Origin of the sequence: Agaribacterium haliotis, from assembly GCF_002312815.1 — a bacterium.
Lineage (GTDB): Bacteria > Pseudomonadota > Gammaproteobacteria > Pseudomonadales > Cellvibrionaceae > Agaribacterium > Agaribacterium haliotis.
In genome coordinates this window covers 506,954-522,170 of sequence record NZ_NKQJ01000001.1, presented here as the reverse complement: position 1 = coordinate 522,170, position 15,217 = coordinate 506,954, and the positions used below count along the sequence as shown (strand labels likewise).

Here is a 15,217-nt window from a genome sequence, read left to right as displayed (position 1 = left end):
AAAGCAGGGGCGAGCAACCGGTACTGCGCTGCTAATAGTTGAGTCATTGGTGCCAGCTTGTCGTGGAGTTGGCCGCGGCCGATCTTAGTTTTCTATGGTTTCGACCAAGACCATCAGCAGCGCGTTTTCCTGCCACATGCTGACTTGGAGCCCTCGCTCCTGTACAACTACGGCGTCACCGCGCTTAGGTATAGCGCCAAATAGCTGGCTGTCGTAGGCGGCTTGGTAAAGTGTGGCGACATTGGCTGAACTTGCATCGCTTTGATCGCTGCTATCTGCTGTGATATCTGCCGACTGTGTGTAGCGCAGCTGAGCCGCTTGTTCTCCTCGAATTGAACAGTAGCGGCCACCAAGCAGCTGCAAAGAGCTGCGCTGTTGAATATTTTTAGAGTTGCTAGGTGAAAAATCGAGCAGGGTGAAAAAGCCTCTAACTTTAGACCAGTCACTGCTTGTTAGATCGAGTGGTTTGAGTTTTAAGTGATTGCTGACTACTTCGCGGGCGATGGCTCGGTGTAGGTTTTCGGGTTGACTGTTGAGGTAAAAGAACAGGGCAAAAACGATAACAAAAACCGCGGCAGCGCCAAAAAACACGCGTTTGTGGCGCATAAACGTCGCGCCGTTGGCGTTTGCCTGCTTGCTTAGCAAGTGCTGCAGTTGCAGCAGTTGTTGATCGTCGAGCGTATGTTGCTCAACTTCGTTTTTCACCGCAGCGTCAAGTGCATGAGTCTGTTTAGAGTACATCAGTTCCGGCCCTCTTCAAGTTGACGCTTTTGCCAGAATTTGCGCAGCCTGTGCATGCGCGATAAAAAGCTGCCTCGTTTAATATTGAGCAGGGCGCAGGCTTCGTCGGTGGAGTAACCGAGTACCGCCCAGTGATAGAGAATGTCTCTGTCGATGGCGTGCAGTTCGGGCCACAGCTTGTGCAGCTCGTCTTGCTGTATATGTAGCTGTTCAAGGTCTAAAGGGCTGATGTCGTAATTGCTGTGTTCTTCGTAGCTCTGTGCAGGAAAACGCTGATGTTTTCGATATGCGTCGATAAATTGATTGCGAATAACTCGGCGCAGCCAGTGCATTTTTGCCGCTTGAGTCATGTTCTTATCGGCGCGCCCATCGAGCAGCTTTTCTAAGGCTTGCTGGAGTAAATCATAGGCGTCATCCCTGTCTTGCGCCAGAGTCATGGCGTACTGATAGAGGCTGTTTAATTCGGTTTCGGTCATGGTCACGGCTCGGACAGCTCGGCCTGCAGTGTGCGGTTTTTATAACAGCTTAACAAGAGGCGGTACCGGTAAGGGCGAAGCTCAAAATAACGTGCGCTTGCCGGCAGCTGCCCGACAAGCTCAACCAAGCTGTGCTCGTTCACAAGCCGCAAAAGCGTTGATGAGTCCAGTGCAGCGTAAGTGTTTGTACTGTGTAGATCCAAGCTCAGGCACTTAATATCGCCGCCGTAATACAAGCGGCAAAAAGCGTATTCAAGCTCGGCCAAACTGGCAAGCAGTGGCCAGTTTGCCACCGGCGCGGCGCGAGCTTGTTGCTGAGCGCTCAAAAAGCTCGCAAAGCTTTTGCCGTAGAGGTTTAAATCCCACTGCTGAGACGGAAACGACTCGGCGTAGACCCGGCACAAAACGTTAAAATAACGGCTGCCGAGTATTTTTTTTACCGCCGGGTAACTGTCGTTTAAGGCTTTGCACAGGCTGCTAAGCCGAAAGTTTTTATAGAGCTTTGCCGCCGGCTGGCGGCTGTCGTCGACGTAGTCTAAAAACTGTTGCAACTGTTTTTGAAGCGGCGTCAGTGCAGGGTGGGGCTGTTCAGCTTCGCTGCGATTAGGCTGCATGGTCTCTATCCCTATTTGCGTGCTTTGTCTGCACACAGTTCAATAATTGTTTGGCGCGCTGTTGCTCGGCGATCAGTTCGCTAAGCGGCGGCAGTTTGTTGTCCCACTCAATAAGTACGGGCGTGAGCGTGCGGTGTTTGTCTAGGCAGAATTCCAAATAGAGTTTGAGTAGGGCCCACAGCGCTTCGTCCACGGCGCTGTCGTGGCTGTCGACAAATAGCCCGTCCCTGTCGCTAAAGCCGCCGAGATGAATTTCCTGAACGTAGCCGGGTTTAAGTTCGGTGAAAAATTGGCTGAGATCGGCGTCTACATTAAACGCGTTGATATAGGCGTTGCTCAGGTCGAGAATTAATGCGCAACCGGTGCGCCGGCAAAGCTGGTTAAGAAAGTCGGCCTCGCTCATGTCCTGGTGTTTGTAGTCGACGTAGCGGCTGACGTTTTCGACCAAAATAGGGCGGCCGAGGCGCTCTTGAACCTGGCTAACACGGGTACAGATATTGTCGAGACTGGCCTTGGTAAATGGCAGCGGCAGCAGGTCGTGGTAGTAGTCGCCGCCATCGGCGCTAAAGCAGGCGTGACATGAAACCAGCGCCGGTTGCAGTGTTAGGCAAAGCGCATGCAGGCGCTTTAAGTAGTCTTGGTCAAGCGGCTGGTGGCCGCCTAGATTTAAACTGACACAGTGAAAACTCAGCGGGTAATGCGCAGCAATTTCGCTGAGTATTACCTGGTTGAACTCGCTGCGCAAAAAATTACAGCAGTGTATTTCCAGCCAGTCGATGTCGGGGCGCTGCTGCAAAAGTTCGCGGCAGTGTGGCAGGCGCAAGCCGAGGCCGGCACCGCGGACGAAGTTGTTCACGCGTTTAGCTCTCGATTTTGTTGACGGGACTGTTGTGAGTTTTAGCCGGCTTAATTTTGGCTACGCGTCCGCCAACAATTTTTTCACAGCTGCCCTCGGGCACATATACCCACTCGTAGTCGAGATTGTCACTTTGCGCCTGACCCGCGCAGTCGTGGCTGCCGTTGAGTGCGCCGCAATCGTTTTTTCCCGCCTTGGCAATACCGGCGCATTTTTCCCAGGCTTTGGGGCTGTCGGGAACGGCTAGCGCGCTTTGGCTAATAAGTCCTGCGCTAAGCGCCAAGCTTATTTTGTGGAATTTTTTCATTGCTTCGTCCTCTGATTACGTAATTAACAGGCGGGCTTACACAGCCTTGCTTAATCAACGAAGCGACAGCGCATTTGATTGCGCCTTTGCGTAAACTTAAGTCAACAGTCTTTGACGGAGGCGAGAATGAAAATAGGTGTTCCAAAAGAGGTTAAAGCGCAGGAGTACAGGGTTGCGCTGACCCCGGCAGTGGTAAAAGAGCTTTGTCAGCAGGGGCACGAGTTGTTCATTGAAAAAAACGCCGGCAGTGCCATTGGTTACGACGATGAGCTCTACCGTCAGGCCGGCGCCACTATTGTTGAACAAGCCGCTGAGCTTTGGGCCAGTGTACAGCTATTGGTAAAAGTTAAAGAACCTCAGCCACAGGAATATGCTTTTCTGCGCGAAGACTTGATTCTGTTTGCTTATCTGCACCTGGCCGCTGAACCGGAGTTGAGCCGGGCGCTGGTCGACTCAAAGGTCACCGCCATCGCCTTTGAAACCGTTCGCGACTCGTTTGGCAAATTGCCACTTTTGGCGCCGATGAGTGAAATTGCCGGGCGCATGAGCATTCAAGCGGCTGCGCACTGCCTTGAAAAATCCCAGGGTGGCAGCGGCTTGCTGCTCGGTGGTGTGCCCGGCGTTGCCCCGGCCAAGGTGGTGGTGATCGGCGGCGGTGTGGTCGGCATTAATGCTGCGCGCATGGCTATGGGGCTCGGCGCCGACGTCTATATCCTCGATAAATCTCTTGAGCGCCTGCGCGAATTAGACGCGCTCTATGGCCCGGCCTTAAAAACGCTGTATGCAAGTGAGCAAAACGTGCTGGAGCTTTTGCCCAGTGCCGATGTGGTGGTCGGTGCGGTGCTGATTCCGGGGGCCGCCGCGCCCAAATTACTGAGCCGGGCCATGCTGGCCGAATTGGCGAGTGGTTCCGTGCTGGTTGATGTCGCCATTGATCAGGGCGGTTGTTTTGAAACCAGTCGTGCAACTACACACGCAGAGCCGACCTATGTGATCGACGGTGTTGTGCACTATTGTGTGGCGAATATTCCCGGCGCCGTCGCGAGAACATCGAGCCAGGCCCTGACGAACGCTTTGTTCCCCTACGTTCGACACTTGGCAGATAGCGCTTTAAAAGCGCTTGAGGCGGATAACAACTTTGCCGAGGGTCTCAGTGCCCATAAAGGCTCGCTAATCAGCGGCGATTTTGCCGAGCTTTTTGAGCTTCCCGCACTGCCACTTCAGCAGCTGCTTAAGCACTAGTTAAAGTGGTATTCTTGGCCGCTTAAATTTGCCCTGAACTCGCCGTTGATGTTTGGGGCTGGTGACAGCTGTTGAGGATAACTATGACCGCCGAATTTACGCTTGCGATATCGACCTTTGGCAACCGCCTGCTTATGGCGCAGGCGGTTGTTGAACAGGCTCAAAAAGTGCTGCCCGAGCTCGATATTGTGCTGATACATCAAGTGCCAGAGGTATTTGTGCTGGATGAGGCGGCGCTTAGGTTGCAGCAACGCTGGCAGCGCAGTGGCGATGTAAACTATGTGCTGTCCACGACTCAAGGCCTGACTAAAAGCAGGAATTTAGCGTTTGAACACGCCCGGCACGCGTGGGTGTGGTTAATGGATGACGACATTGTTTTTTGTGAGGGCGCGTTTTTAACGCTTTGCCAGCGGCTAGCCGGCGCTTCGCACTTGGCCTGTCTGTGTTTTGAATCGCTGCGCGAATCGGGCGGACGCCGCGCTGTGTATCCTGAGGACGGTGCTGAGCTTAACGCCAGGCAGCGGCTCCGTGTTGCGAGCTTTGAAATAGTGGTTAACCGGGTGTTTTTAGCCGAGCGCGGCGTCAGCATGCGCGAGGATATGGGCGTAGGCAGTGGCTGTGGTATCACTATGGGTGAAGAGAGTGTGCTGCTCAGCGATATTTATCGCGCCGGCGGCCTTGTGCAGCACTGCGCTAGCGCGTTAGTGGTGCACCCAGATATTTCCACTGGCGTTATTGTTAGCAAAGAAAACACCTACTCAAAAGGTGTGGTGTTAAAGCGCTGTTTTGATGGCGGCGAAAAGTTTAAGTTTTTCTGCAAGGACCTGCTAAAAATCCTCAAAGATAGAGATAAAACACGCGGTACTTTTTCCAAGCGCCTGGCTTTGTCTGCCGCCCTTTTTAAGGGCTGCTACCGAAGTTAGTTTTTGTCTCGCGTTAACAAGGTGTTTGGGCTTGGGTTTTGGCCGCGCAAGCGCTCGTTTTTCTATTCAGGTTTTTTTAAGTTTTCGCAGCACACTGCAATAGCGCTGATAACGAAATAGCGAAGGCAGTGTTGCGCGCGCTGTGAGCAAACTCAGCAGGTTTATCTGCCAGTCTTGCTGGCGTTTTACCATCGCTGCGAGCACGTCGCTTCGCATGCCCGGAGCGATATCGCGGCTTTCTTTTGCCATTTGCAACAGCGTGCGCACCTGCAAACTTTGATATTGACGTTTTTGCTCGGGTGTTGTGATAAACCTGGCGCAGCTTTCAATGCTGTCTAACCATGCATTATAAGCGCCGTTGTGATATTTATTTCCCGTGCAGCTACTCGAGTGCAAACGGTAGTGATAAACAATATCGGGCAATACAACCAGGTCTTTTGCCTGGCTGAACGCTTCGGCGCAAAAGATCAGGTCTTCGGCCATGGTTACGCCCGCCGGAAAGCGCAGCTTCTCTATCAGTTGCCGGCGAAATAACTTGCCCCAAGGGTGACCTCGAACGAGCTCGTGAGCAAACAAATTACTCAGTACCGCCGGGCCTTTGAAGTAGTGGGCTTTATCGGTATTTTGCCCAGCCAGGCTCTGTTTTTCATCGCTAAAGAGCGTGTGCCCGCCTTTGACGATGTCGGCGCCGTGTTTTGTTGCCGCCCGGTAGAGCAGGGAAACTGCGTTCTCGGGCAGGTGATCGTCCGGGTCGACAAAGGCGATATAGTCGCCCAAGGCCGCTTCAAGGCCAGTGTTCCTCGCGTGTGCGCAGCCGCTATTTTGGGGCAGGGCAATGATTTTACAGTTGCTTTGGTGTTTGAGTGTGTGCCGGGCTTTGGCGAGGCTGTCATCGCTGGAGCAGTCGTCGACAACGATAATTTCAAGGCCCAACTCAAACTGCTGCTGCAACAGACTGTTTAAACACTCTTCGATATAGCAGCCGACATTGTAGACCGGAATAACAATGGAAACGGCGCAGTTGATGGCAGGCTTAGTGTGCGGCATAAGCGGTTAGTTTTTTTTCAAATTAAGTAGTTTCAAACTGCCCGCAAGAAGGAGAATGGATATCGGTAGAACCAGTAAATTCCAGCTTAAGTTGTCGTTGTTCTCAAATGCAGCCTCGAGAAACTGCACAAACAGAATAATAACGATGACTTCGGCGAGTACGTGTTTTAAGTGGCTGATCGACGGCACGTGGATCCAGCCGAGCACTGGTGGGCGCGTTTTTGAATTGCCATCGTCAATAAATAGTGAATAGATACCGCAGGCAAAGATGTACAACACCAAGGCGATTAAAAAAACATCAAAGGCCTGGATCATATAGGTTGTGGCCTGGTCGATGCGATTTAAGTTACTTGTGCTTGCCGGCAGTAAGTGCGGGGCAAAGGCTGCGATATAGGCGTTATAGGTTTTTACCGCGCCGGCAATAAACATTAATAAGGAGCCCGCCAGAGAACAGGCAATGGCTATCCAGCTAAGCAGTCGAAAGGATCCAAATAGTTTGCTCATAGTTCAACTCAAACTTAATTATGCAGCTTAATAAAGTGTGGCCTCGCCGTCCGGGCGAGTTTTAAAACGGCGGTGTACCCACAAATACTGTTCGGTGTTCTGCCTGACTTCTTTTTCAATAAAGGTGTTGATTAACTCGGCATCGGCAAGCTCACCCTGGCCGAGTTTACCGTTGAGGCTGTCGCCAATTTCGATTAGGTATTTGTTTGTTTTAGGGCAGCGGCGTGTGACCCAGGTTAGCACTTGTGCGCGCCCTGCAGACGCCAGTTGGCTCGGCGCTTTAACCGTTGCGGCGGCGATGCCAAAGAACGGGCTAAAAACCGAGCGCCGCTTGCCGTAATCTTGATCCGGGGCGTAGTTAATGATTTTACCCGCCCGCAGTGCTTTGAGTATGCCGCGCACATCACCGTTGGGAATAACGCTGCTGCCTTTGTTGCGGCGCACACGCCCTTTGGCCTGCACCCACTCGTAGACGGCATTGGTGTGCGGCCGATAAAAACCAGAGATAGGAAACTCCAGGTTGACCATGGATGCGCCAATTTCGATGGTGGTGAAGTGCACACCTAAGAACAGTACACCCTGGGCGTCGGCAAGCGCTTTATCGATGTGGTTTTTGCCTTTAATTTCATAAAGCCTGCGAAAGCGCCAGTTGGGCCAAAACCATGCACAGCCGCTTTCAAAGATGCCGATCGCCGTTTCTTCGAGTATGCGTTTGACCAGGTGTTGCTGTTGGGCTTTGTCGAGCTCGGGGTAGCACAGCTCGATATTTCTTTCGGCAATGTGTTTTCTTGATCCGCCGAGTTTATAGAGCAAGCGCCCAACTCTGCGGCCAAGCCAGATCTGTGCGGCTAGCGGCAACAATTGGCAAAAGCTCCACCACAAACAAAAGGCCAGCCACGACGGCCAGTAGCGGGGGTGAAGCAGTTGTTTGCGAAATTGATCGGGAGTCATCGGTGTTAAAATTCAGTCGGTGCTCAGTTTAGTTTGGCGCTGTTAAAATCTGCCGCCTGCATGGCGCGGTATAGCTCGCACAGCTGCTCGGCTTCGTGTTCGATACGATAACATTTCAGCACACGCTCGCGCCCGGCCAGGCCCATGCTAATAAGTTTGTCCGTATCGCTGAGCATAAGTTCGAGTTTTTCGTTGATGGCCTGCTGCGCCCCGGTTGGCACCACCCAGCCCTGTACACCTTGCTCGATAATTTCCGGCCAGGCGCCGGCCTCAGTTGCCAGCACGGCGGCGCCGCTGCTCATGGCCTCAAGCACGGTAAGCCCAAAACCCTCGGTGTGACTTAAGGCCGCAACAAGGTGACTTTGACGAAAGAGCTCGGGCAGCTGATTAAAGTCGAGCTCGCCGGTAAATTCGATTCTTTGCTCTAAGCCTGCCTGCTTGATGCGCTGGCGCAGCTGATCAACCAGGCTTTGGTTCTCCGGGCTGATCGCGCCGACAATCAGGGCCTTGCAGTTGGGGAAGCGCGGCAATACGGCTAAACAGGCTTTGACAAACAGGTCGCTGCCTTTTTGTTTGCGCACGCGGCCAAACATAGCAATTTGAATGCTCTTATTTGAGCGCTGTGTCGCGGGGCGATAGATATCCGTGCGTATGCCGTGGGCGATGAGTTTGGCAGGCGGCGGGTTTAAGTACTTGCCGGCGGCGGCGCAGGTCGAGATAACACAGTCCATTTTACTCATCAACCAGCGGCTAAAACGGCTGTGATAGCGCTGCGCCGTTGAGGTAAAAAGAATGCGCATTTTTACCCGGCATATGTGTTTGAGAATCAGCGCCTGGATCATCTCGTCGTTGCGCCTGGCGTGAAAAACCCGAAAGCGGCCGTGCTCCAGTGGCTGCTTTAGCGCTTTTCTCAAGCTGTTAAAGCTGTAACCGAGCTCGCTGAGCTCGCCGTCGAGGTGGGCCTTGCCGAGCACGGCGATATCTGTTTCGTGGCGCTGGTACTCAAGGGTTTGCAGCATGGTTGAGCTAACACCCGAAAAGCGCTTGTTGCTGTTGCCGATGATAACTTCTATGCGCGGCTTCTGAGATTTTGACATGGTGGCGATCTGCTGCGGTTAGCTGGTTATTATGCCAGATTTACGCTGTTGGCGGGTGCCCTGGGGCCGGCAATGCTCGATGGGCAATGCCGCGCAGCTAGTGCCAGTACTTCTCGACCGGGATACGACTGCCGAGCCAGCTCTTAATGCTGCTTATCTGTGCCGGGCTGCCGCTGCTTAAACTTTGCACGCAGCAAAACATGTAGCTGCTGTCTTCATTTGCCTGCTGCATGAGTTTGTTTGTCTGCGCGAGATCTTGCCTGCCGGGGTAGAGCGTCAGGGTCTTGTGCTGTTTGTCGATGCAAAACTGGCCGGATTTTATATGGCGATAGGCACTGTAGGCATAGACCATAAACTGGCGGTGGTCTCGAAATGGCGGTGTTATGTTGTTGCTAAACAGCTCGCGTTTGTTGTGTTCCAGCTCAAGCATGTCTTGTTTGAGGCAGGGGTGGGCATTGTGCTCGAGTTTTAAGTAGCGGTATGTTAAGCCAGCGTGATACGCCGCCAGCTGTTGTGCATATAAATAACTCGGGCGCGGGCTGAAGCGCCGATTTAACAAGCTTTTCAGCTGGCGCTTTAGCCCCGACGGGTTGAGTTTTTTTGGTGGCAGCAGCGACCACTGGCCGCGCAGCACCATTTTTTTTTGTATAAAAAAGTCGTCTATTTCAACGTTCTGTAACAAAGCAAAGTCATCATTCAGATAGAGATAGCGCTCTTTTAAGCCGGGTATGCGGTGCAGCATCGTTTGGATGGAGCGGGCGTTAAAGCACGGCAGCTTGTCTTCGTGATCGCTAAAGATCTGTTGGTGATCGATTACTGTGATTTTGTTTTTGGCGCTTGGGCTTAGCTGTTTATTTAAAAACGCCGGTGTCTGCTTGTCAGTGACGATATAGATTTTGTGCAGCCACGGGGCAAACTCCAGCAGCGAAGCGACGCAGTATTCGATTTCGCCAAGGTCGCTTAAGCGGTCTGCGTTGACTGAGGCCGGGCGGCTAAGGCCGCGTTTGCGTAAATAGTCTGTGAGCTTATCCAGGTGCTTAGTGTCGCTGCCATCTACCCAGGTAATGACGGCGTCTATCTCGTTGTCCATGTTGTATTTTCGAAGCTGAGCTGAAAAACCCCGCATCATAGCAGTTTGATGCTGCGCTGGCTTGGCTTCGGGTTTTGGAGGGCGCGGCGATGTACGCTTTGCAGAATTTTTCTCACTATCTCGATCACTCTATTCGAGAGTTCCGCTGTTTTTTGTGTTTTAAGAGTTTTCAGCGCTATCGCAAGTTGCGTGCGCACTTTGCAGCGGCGCCGGTATTTTCTGTGCCTGAACAGAGCAATAGCGCCGTTGTGTTGTTTGATTTTTTTTCAAAGCGTATCGACGGGCCCCAGGGGCGGCGCTTTTATGCGCTCTACACTTTTTTTCAACGCGCGGGTTTTCAGCCTTTCGTGGTGGATCGCTATAGTTTTTTGAGCAACCTGCACCACAAACACAAAGCCTTTGTGCAGCAGCAGGCCCTGCAAGTATTGCGCGGGCAGGCGCCGGCCCAGCCTTTTGTGCTTGTCAGTGATGCACCGAAGCGCAGCAGTTATTTCAACGCGGCCCAGAAAGCCGTGCGGGTCAGTTTTGACAGCGATTTCAATGAGGCATCGACGGACTTCCCGATGCCTTTCCCTATGTTTTCCGGTGTCTATCGCAGTGCCCAGGATTTACAGCTTAAGCACTTGCGTCAAACCCGGCGCCAGTGGTCGGTGTTTTTTGGCGGCGGTGCTCAGGAAGGCAAGTACAGCAAAGCGGCGATAGAAAAAATATACTCGGTGATGCCGCGCGCCAAGGCCCTGGCCGTATTAAAGTCGGCTTTTGGGCCCCAGTGGCGTCAGACTAGCGAGCAGCAAACACTTGGCGAGCACTTAAATTCTGATTGGCCCGGTATTCAAGTGATAGAGAATTCACAGTGCAAGATTGGCGCCGATCAGTGGCTGGCAAGTTTGGCAAAAGCGCGCTTTTTTCTGGCTTTACCGGGGGTGCGCTACCCAATGTCCCACAACTTGATTGAGTCCTTAGCGCTTGGGGTTGTGCCTATTTTGCAGTACAACCGCTTGTTGTTTCCCGCGCTTGAGCACGGCAAAAACTGCCTTGTCTACAGCGATGACACTTCTCTTAAGCAGGTTGTTGCCGATGCCATGGCCATGCCCGAAACGAGGTGGCGACAGATGAGCGCCGCTGCGATTGACTACTACCAGAGTTATCTTGCACCAGAGGCGGCGATTCGCTCGCTGCTTCAGCACCCCGCTGACGGCAAACTTATCACCATGCGCCTTTTGCCTTTTTTAAAGCGCGGCGGTGGTTACGCCTGATTTTATACGCGATTTTTGCTGTCGATTTCGAGGCGCTGGCTGATGCCGACGGGGGTGGATATAACCTTGGCCTCAATGGTGTGGGCGCGCATTTTTCGGTTGGCTTCGATGCTTTCTTGTGTGGCGTAACCGCGCTTGTGGTCTAGATGGATAACAATGGCGCTATAGCGTATTTGTTTAGCTTTTAAACCGAGGTTTTTCAGGCGCAGGCCAAATTCGACATCTTGACCACCGTAGCCCATGCGCTCATCAAAGCCGTTAACTTTGAGCATGTCGCTTTTAAAGCAAGAGGCGTTGTGGCCGTTCCAGGTGCGTTTGGTTGGGGTGAGTGCGTTAAAAAGGCTTGCGCGCAGCGGGCCTGCACTTAGCTTCATCAGCTTGTGTGAGTTTTTTACGCCGTTTTTTAGCAGCCAGCTTTTGTTAAAGCAGCGACCACTTTGAATATCTTCCCGGTTGATTTGGCGACTGGTGCCCATGGGTAATTTGAAATAGCCACCGGATAAAAAGTGGCCCGGCTGGGCGTGCTGCCGGTGTACAGCAACAAAATCTTTGCGCGGAATGCAGTCGCCGTCGGTCATAATTATGTAGTCGCCGCTCGAGGCGATAATGGCTTTATTGAGTATCTCGCATTTTTTAAAGCCCTCGTCTTTGTGCCAAATATGCTTGAGTGAGAACTCGCCGCTTTGCTGGAAGCGTTCTATCACTGCTCGGGTCTCGTCGCCGGAGCCGTCGTCGGCAACCAGGACTTCAAAATCTTTGTCGGTCTGACAGCTAAAACCCCACAGTACTTTTTCAAGCCAAGCCGGGCTGTTGTAGGTGGTAAAAATAACGCTGATTTTCAAGCTCGGTGCCTATTTACTGTTAACTTTAAGCTGTTGTTTTTGGGTGATCTTATAAGTTGAGCGCAAAGTGCTCGGCCAAAGCATTCCACTGTAGCAGGTTGCCGTCTTCGCGCACATTGTGTTTTTTTAATGAAAAACTTTGGCTAAATGCGATCGGTTGTGGTTTGGGGCGGCTCAGTTCGCTGCGCCGGGTGTCGATGCCGGCGCGAAGGCTCATGGCTTTAAACCACAGATCGTCGGCGCGCGGCGCCAGCTGCATATACAGTTCGCGTTCAAGGCTCTGCTCGGGCATCAGGCCGGCAGGGTAGAGCACACCACCGTAACCGATGGCTAAGGTATTGCGGTGGCTGAGGCCACACTCTTCGCTCTGCCAGTATTTGTAGGGCAGGGTCTTACCCGATTTGTCCGTTGCAATGCGCCGGCACTCGTGGGCGATAACACTGTGCGGGAAGCGCTGGTGTTCGTGCCAGAGGCGCTCGAGCCAGTCCGGGCCGTAGAGCATGTCGTCGTCACAGGTGACCACACTTTTACCGGGGTAGTGGCGCATGGCCTCGACTAACTTGCGATGAGAGCAGCCCTCATCGACGTAGTTGATTTTAAATTGATCACTTTGCAGTTTAAGCAAGCGCTTGGGCACTTTGTTTTCAAGGCCTTTTTGCAGCCACAGAACAATAAAATCGGCTTCAACACTTTGGGCGAGCAGGCTGCGTACCGTTAGATGTACGACGTGCAGGCGCGGTGCTATCGAGGTGAATGAAACAATTAAACCTTCGGCGCGCTTGTTGGCTTTGGCGCTTAAGCTCGATGGCTTTTGCAGTGACAACTGAGCCGAGCGCAGCAGCGAAGCGGGGAGTTCTTTTAGTTTCATGAAGTTGGGATGCCGTGATTTTGCCGGCGGATTATAAAGCAATGTGCGCTTGCGGGCATTAATGCTGTTAGCGGTACTATGTCATCTCGCCAGCCTGTACTCAGCTTGACATCCCCTGGTGAAACTGAAAAACTCCGCCGAGAAATACTGAGTAAATATCCAGCTATGTCTCTAGTGCTAGGGGTGGACCCGGGCTCCCGCAAAACCGGTTTTGCTGTGCTTGATGCGTCGGCGGCGAAGCCTGTCTATGTTGCCAGCGGCCTTATTCGCATCCCGAGTGAATTGAGCTTGCCCGAACGCCTCGCTTATATTTACGACAACATGCTGCTTGTGATCGACAAGTACCGGCCCACGCACTGCGCCATTGAAGACGTCTTTATGGCCAACAATGCCCGCTCGGCCTTGAAGCTCGGGCAGGCGCGCGGTGCAGCCATTGTTGCGGCTTCGTGTCGGGGGCTTGCAATTAGCGAGTACGAGGCGCGCAAGGTTAAACAGAGCGTGGTTGGTACGGGCGCGGCCGATAAAACTCAGGTTCAACACATGGTCACCAGCTTGTTAAAGCTAAGTGCCGTGCCACAGGAGGATGCAGCCGATGCTCTGGCCGTTGCCCTGTGCCATATCAACAGTGAGCGAACGCTGGCGCAGCTTAAGCCAGGGCTGCGCTTTCGACGGGGAAGAATAAGCTTATGATCGGTCGCTTGCGCGGGTGTTTGCTGGAAAAGCAGGCGCCGTATTTGTTGCTGGAGTGTGGCGGTGTCGGCTATGAATTACAGGCGCCGATGACCAGCATTTTTGCCTTGCCGGAGCTTGGTCAAGAGGCCATTGTTTACACCCACTTTGCGGTGTCGGAGACAAACCAGCAGCTGTTTGCTTTTATCAGCAAAGAAGACAGAGCGCTGTTTCGGCTGTTGATCAAGGTCAGCGGTGTAGGCCCGAAAATGGCGTTGGCGCTTATGTCCATGTCGCGCGATGACATCGTGCGCTGTGTGATGGAAGAAGAGCTCAGTACCTTGGTGAAGGTGCCCGGCGTCGGTAAAAAAACCGCAGAGCGCTTGATCATCGAAATACGCGATAAACTCAAAGCCTGGGATTATCAGAGCTCGCCGGAGCCGCTTGTTAACGATGCCGCACCGAATCGCGCCCAGCAAAAGCTGGCCCTGGCCGAAGCGGAAAGTGCTCTGGTGGCACTTGGTTACAAACCGGTCGAAGCGGCCAAGGCTGTGTCTAAGGTTGCGCCCGAAGAGGGGGCAAGTGCCGAGGCTCTGATCCGCCTGGCGTTAAAGTCGATGCTGCCCGCCTAATTTACTTATGCATTGTCTGCTGCCTGAGCACTAAATCATTGAATTACAAAAGCACCGAACTGCGAGCATGATAGAAGAAGACCGTTTAATCGGAGCCCAGCCCCAGCCCAAAGAAGAGCAATTGGATAGGGCCGTTCGCCCGAAGACTTTGGCCGACTATATCGGTCAGCCGGCGGTGAAAGAGCAGATGGAGATTTTTATTGCCGCCGCTCGCAAGCGCGCTGAAGCGCTTGATCACACCCTGATTTTTGGCCCGCCCGGCCTGGGTAAAACCACGCTGGCCAATATTATCGCTGAAGAAATGGGCGCCAACCTTAAGTGCACTTCCGGCCCCGTGCTTGAAAAAGCCGGCGACCTGGCTGCTCTGCTTACTAATCTCGAAGCGGGCGATGTTATTTTTATCGATGAGATTCACCGCCTGAGCCCCGTTGTTGAAGAAGTTCTGTATCCGGCGATGGAAGACTTTCAGCTCGATATTATGATCGGTGAGGGCCCGGCTGCGCGTTCGATCAAACTCGATTTACCGCCGTTTACGCTGGTTGGTGCAACCACGCGCGCGGGTCTGTTAACGTCGCCATTGCGTGATCGTTTTGGCATCGTGCAGAGATTGGAGTTTTACAATCAGCAGGACCTGACTAGAATCGTCAGCCGCGCTTCGCGTTTGAGTGGCGTGGCCATCGATGACAGTGGCGCTGCCGAAGTGGCTCGCCGCTCGCGCGGCACGCCGCGTATTGCCAATCGTTTGTTGCGCCGCGTAAGAGACTACGCCGAGGTAAAAGCCGACGGTTTGATCTCGGCCGAAGTTGCCGACCTTGCTTTAAATATGCTCAATGTCGACAGCTTTGGTTTTGATCATATGGACAGGCGCCTGCTGTTGGCAATTATGGAAAAGTTTGGCGGCGGCCCGGTTGGCGTCGATAGCCTCGCTGCGGCAATCAGCGAAGAGCGTGATACGATAGAGGATGTGCTTGAACCCTACTTAATTCAACAGGGTTTTGTTGTGCGCACTCCGCGTGGCCGCATGGCGACGGATGCTTGTTATAAACATTTTGCGATGGCAGCCCCGAAGCGACAGCAGCAGGAAGGTTTGCCCGGACTGTAA

General features: G+C 53.1%; 18 protein-coding genes. 6 read left to right on the top strand and 12 right to left on the bottom strand.

Annotated features, from left to right (window positions below):
* Nucleotides 1-84 precede the first annotated feature (84 nt).
* The 5 genes from CFK45_RS02330 to CFK45_RS02310 are packed head-to-tail and all read right to left on the bottom strand — an operon-like array spanning nucleotide 85 to nucleotide 2,994.
* Entirely contained in the window at nucleotides 85-741 is a 657-nt protein-coding gene (locus CFK45_RS02330) for a hypothetical protein (RefSeq protein ID WP_096084774.1), read from the bottom strand.
* On the bottom strand, nucleotides 741-1,217 hold the full coding sequence (locus CFK45_RS02325; protein WP_096084773.1) for an RNA polymerase sigma factor: 477 nt from the start codon (nucleotides 1,215-1,217) through the stop codon (nucleotides 741-743). Before CFK45_RS02325 ends, CFK45_RS02330 begins: the two co-directional genes overlap by 1 nt.
* A gap of 2 nt (nucleotides 1,218-1,219) precedes the next feature.
* Nucleotides 1,220-1,831, bottom strand: coding sequence for an HvfC/BufC family peptide modification chaperone (locus CFK45_RS02320; protein ID WP_096084772.1), 612 nt, complete (start codon nucleotides 1,829-1,831; stop codon nucleotides 1,220-1,222).
* A complete protein-coding gene (locus tag CFK45_RS02315) occupies nucleotides 1,821-2,687 on the bottom strand; it encodes an MbnB/TglH/ChrH family RiPP precursor modification enzyme (RefSeq protein WP_096084771.1) in 867 nt (288 codons plus the stop codon). The genes CFK45_RS02320 and CFK45_RS02315 overlap by 11 nt, the downstream gene beginning before the upstream one ends.
* Nucleotides 2,688-2,691: 4 nt before the next feature.
* The gene (locus CFK45_RS02310) at nucleotides 2,692-2,994 is read right to left on the bottom strand and encodes a BufA1 family periplasmic bufferin-type metallophore (protein WP_096084770.1); all 303 of its coding nucleotides are present in this window, start codon (nucleotides 2,992-2,994) and stop codon (nucleotides 2,692-2,694) included.
* Between the two features lie 126 nt (nucleotides 2,995-3,120).
* Here CFK45_RS02310 and ald point away from each other — a divergent pair, with 126 nt between their 5' ends.
* On the top strand, nucleotides 3,121-4,236 hold the full coding sequence (gene ald, locus CFK45_RS02305; protein WP_096084769.1) for an alanine dehydrogenase: 1,116 nt from the start codon (nucleotides 3,121-3,123) through the stop codon (nucleotides 4,234-4,236).
* Nucleotides 4,237-4,319: 83 nt separating this feature from the next.
* On the top strand, nucleotides 4,320-5,159 hold the full coding sequence (locus CFK45_RS02300; protein WP_096084768.1) for a glycosyltransferase family 2 protein: 840 nt from the start codon (nucleotides 4,320-4,322) through the stop codon (nucleotides 5,157-5,159).
* A 66-nt stretch (nucleotides 5,160-5,225) separates the two neighbouring features.
* On the opposite strand, the gene CFK45_RS02295 is transcribed toward CFK45_RS02300, so the two are convergent.
* The 5 genes from CFK45_RS02295 to CFK45_RS02275 all read right to left on the bottom strand — a co-directional run bounded on the left by CFK45_RS02295 (nucleotide 5,226) and on the right by CFK45_RS02275 (nucleotide 9,848).
* Entirely contained in the window at nucleotides 5,226-6,206 is a 981-nt protein-coding gene (locus tag CFK45_RS02295; protein ID WP_096084767.1) for a glycosyltransferase family 2 protein, read from the bottom strand.
* A gap of 6 nt (nucleotides 6,207-6,212) precedes the next feature.
* On the bottom strand, nucleotides 6,213-6,710 hold the full coding sequence (locus CFK45_RS02290) for a YqhA family protein (RefSeq protein ID WP_096084766.1): 498 nt from the start codon (nucleotides 6,708-6,710) through the stop codon (nucleotides 6,213-6,215).
* A gap of 27 nt (nucleotides 6,711-6,737) precedes the next feature.
* Complete coding sequence (gene lpxL, locus CFK45_RS02285; RefSeq protein WP_096084765.1) at nucleotides 6,738-7,661, bottom strand: LpxL/LpxP family Kdo(2)-lipid IV(A) lauroyl/palmitoleoyl acyltransferase; 924 nt, start codon at nucleotides 7,659-7,661, stop codon at nucleotides 6,738-6,740.
* A gap of 23 nt (nucleotides 7,662-7,684) precedes the next feature.
* Nucleotides 7,685-8,758, bottom strand: coding sequence for a glycosyltransferase family 4 protein (locus tag CFK45_RS02280; protein ID WP_239923510.1), 1,074 nt, complete (start codon nucleotides 8,756-8,758; stop codon nucleotides 7,685-7,687).
* 97 nt (nucleotides 8,759-8,855) lie between these two features.
* Complete coding sequence (locus CFK45_RS02275; RefSeq protein ID WP_158224581.1) at nucleotides 8,856-9,848, bottom strand: Stealth CR1 domain-containing protein; 993 nt, start codon at nucleotides 9,846-9,848, stop codon at nucleotides 8,856-8,858.
* An 89-nt stretch (nucleotides 9,849-9,937) separates the two neighbouring features.
* Between CFK45_RS02275 and CFK45_RS02270 the strand changes: the two genes are divergently transcribed.
* Complete coding sequence (locus tag CFK45_RS02270; protein WP_096084763.1) at nucleotides 9,938-11,104, top strand: glycosyltransferase; 1,167 nt, start codon at nucleotides 9,938-9,940, stop codon at nucleotides 11,102-11,104.
* Between the two features lie 2 nt (nucleotides 11,105-11,106).
* Here the strand turns inward: CFK45_RS02270 and CFK45_RS02265 are convergent, their stop codons facing one another.
* Complete coding sequence (locus tag CFK45_RS02265; protein WP_096084762.1) at nucleotides 11,107-11,946, bottom strand: glycosyltransferase family 2 protein; 840 nt, start codon at nucleotides 11,944-11,946, stop codon at nucleotides 11,107-11,109.
* 49 nt (nucleotides 11,947-11,995) lie between these two features.
* Entirely contained in the window at nucleotides 11,996-12,814 is an 819-nt protein-coding gene (locus CFK45_RS02260; RefSeq protein ID WP_096084761.1) for a glycosyltransferase family A protein, read from the bottom strand.
* A gap of 165 nt (nucleotides 12,815-12,979) precedes the next feature.
* Here CFK45_RS02260 and ruvC point away from each other — a divergent pair, with 165 nt between their 5' ends.
* The 3 genes from ruvC (at nucleotide 12,980) to ruvB (ending at nucleotide 15,217) form a co-directional block, all read left to right on the top strand.
* Nucleotides 12,980-13,504 carry a crossover junction endodeoxyribonuclease RuvC gene (gene ruvC, locus CFK45_RS02255; RefSeq protein ID WP_096084902.1) on the top strand — a complete coding sequence of 175 codons (525 nt, stop codon included), beginning with the start codon at nucleotides 12,980-12,982 and terminating at the stop codon, nucleotides 13,502-13,504.
* Complete coding sequence (gene ruvA / locus CFK45_RS02250) at nucleotides 13,501-14,115, top strand: Holliday junction branch migration protein RuvA (RefSeq protein ID WP_096084760.1); 615 nt, start codon at nucleotides 13,501-13,503, stop codon at nucleotides 14,113-14,115. Before ruvC ends, ruvA begins: the two co-directional genes overlap by 4 nt.
* Nucleotides 14,116-14,182: 67 nt before the next feature.
* Entirely contained in the window at nucleotides 14,183-15,217 is a 1,035-nt protein-coding gene (gene ruvB / locus CFK45_RS02245; protein WP_096084759.1) for a Holliday junction branch migration DNA helicase RuvB, read from the top strand.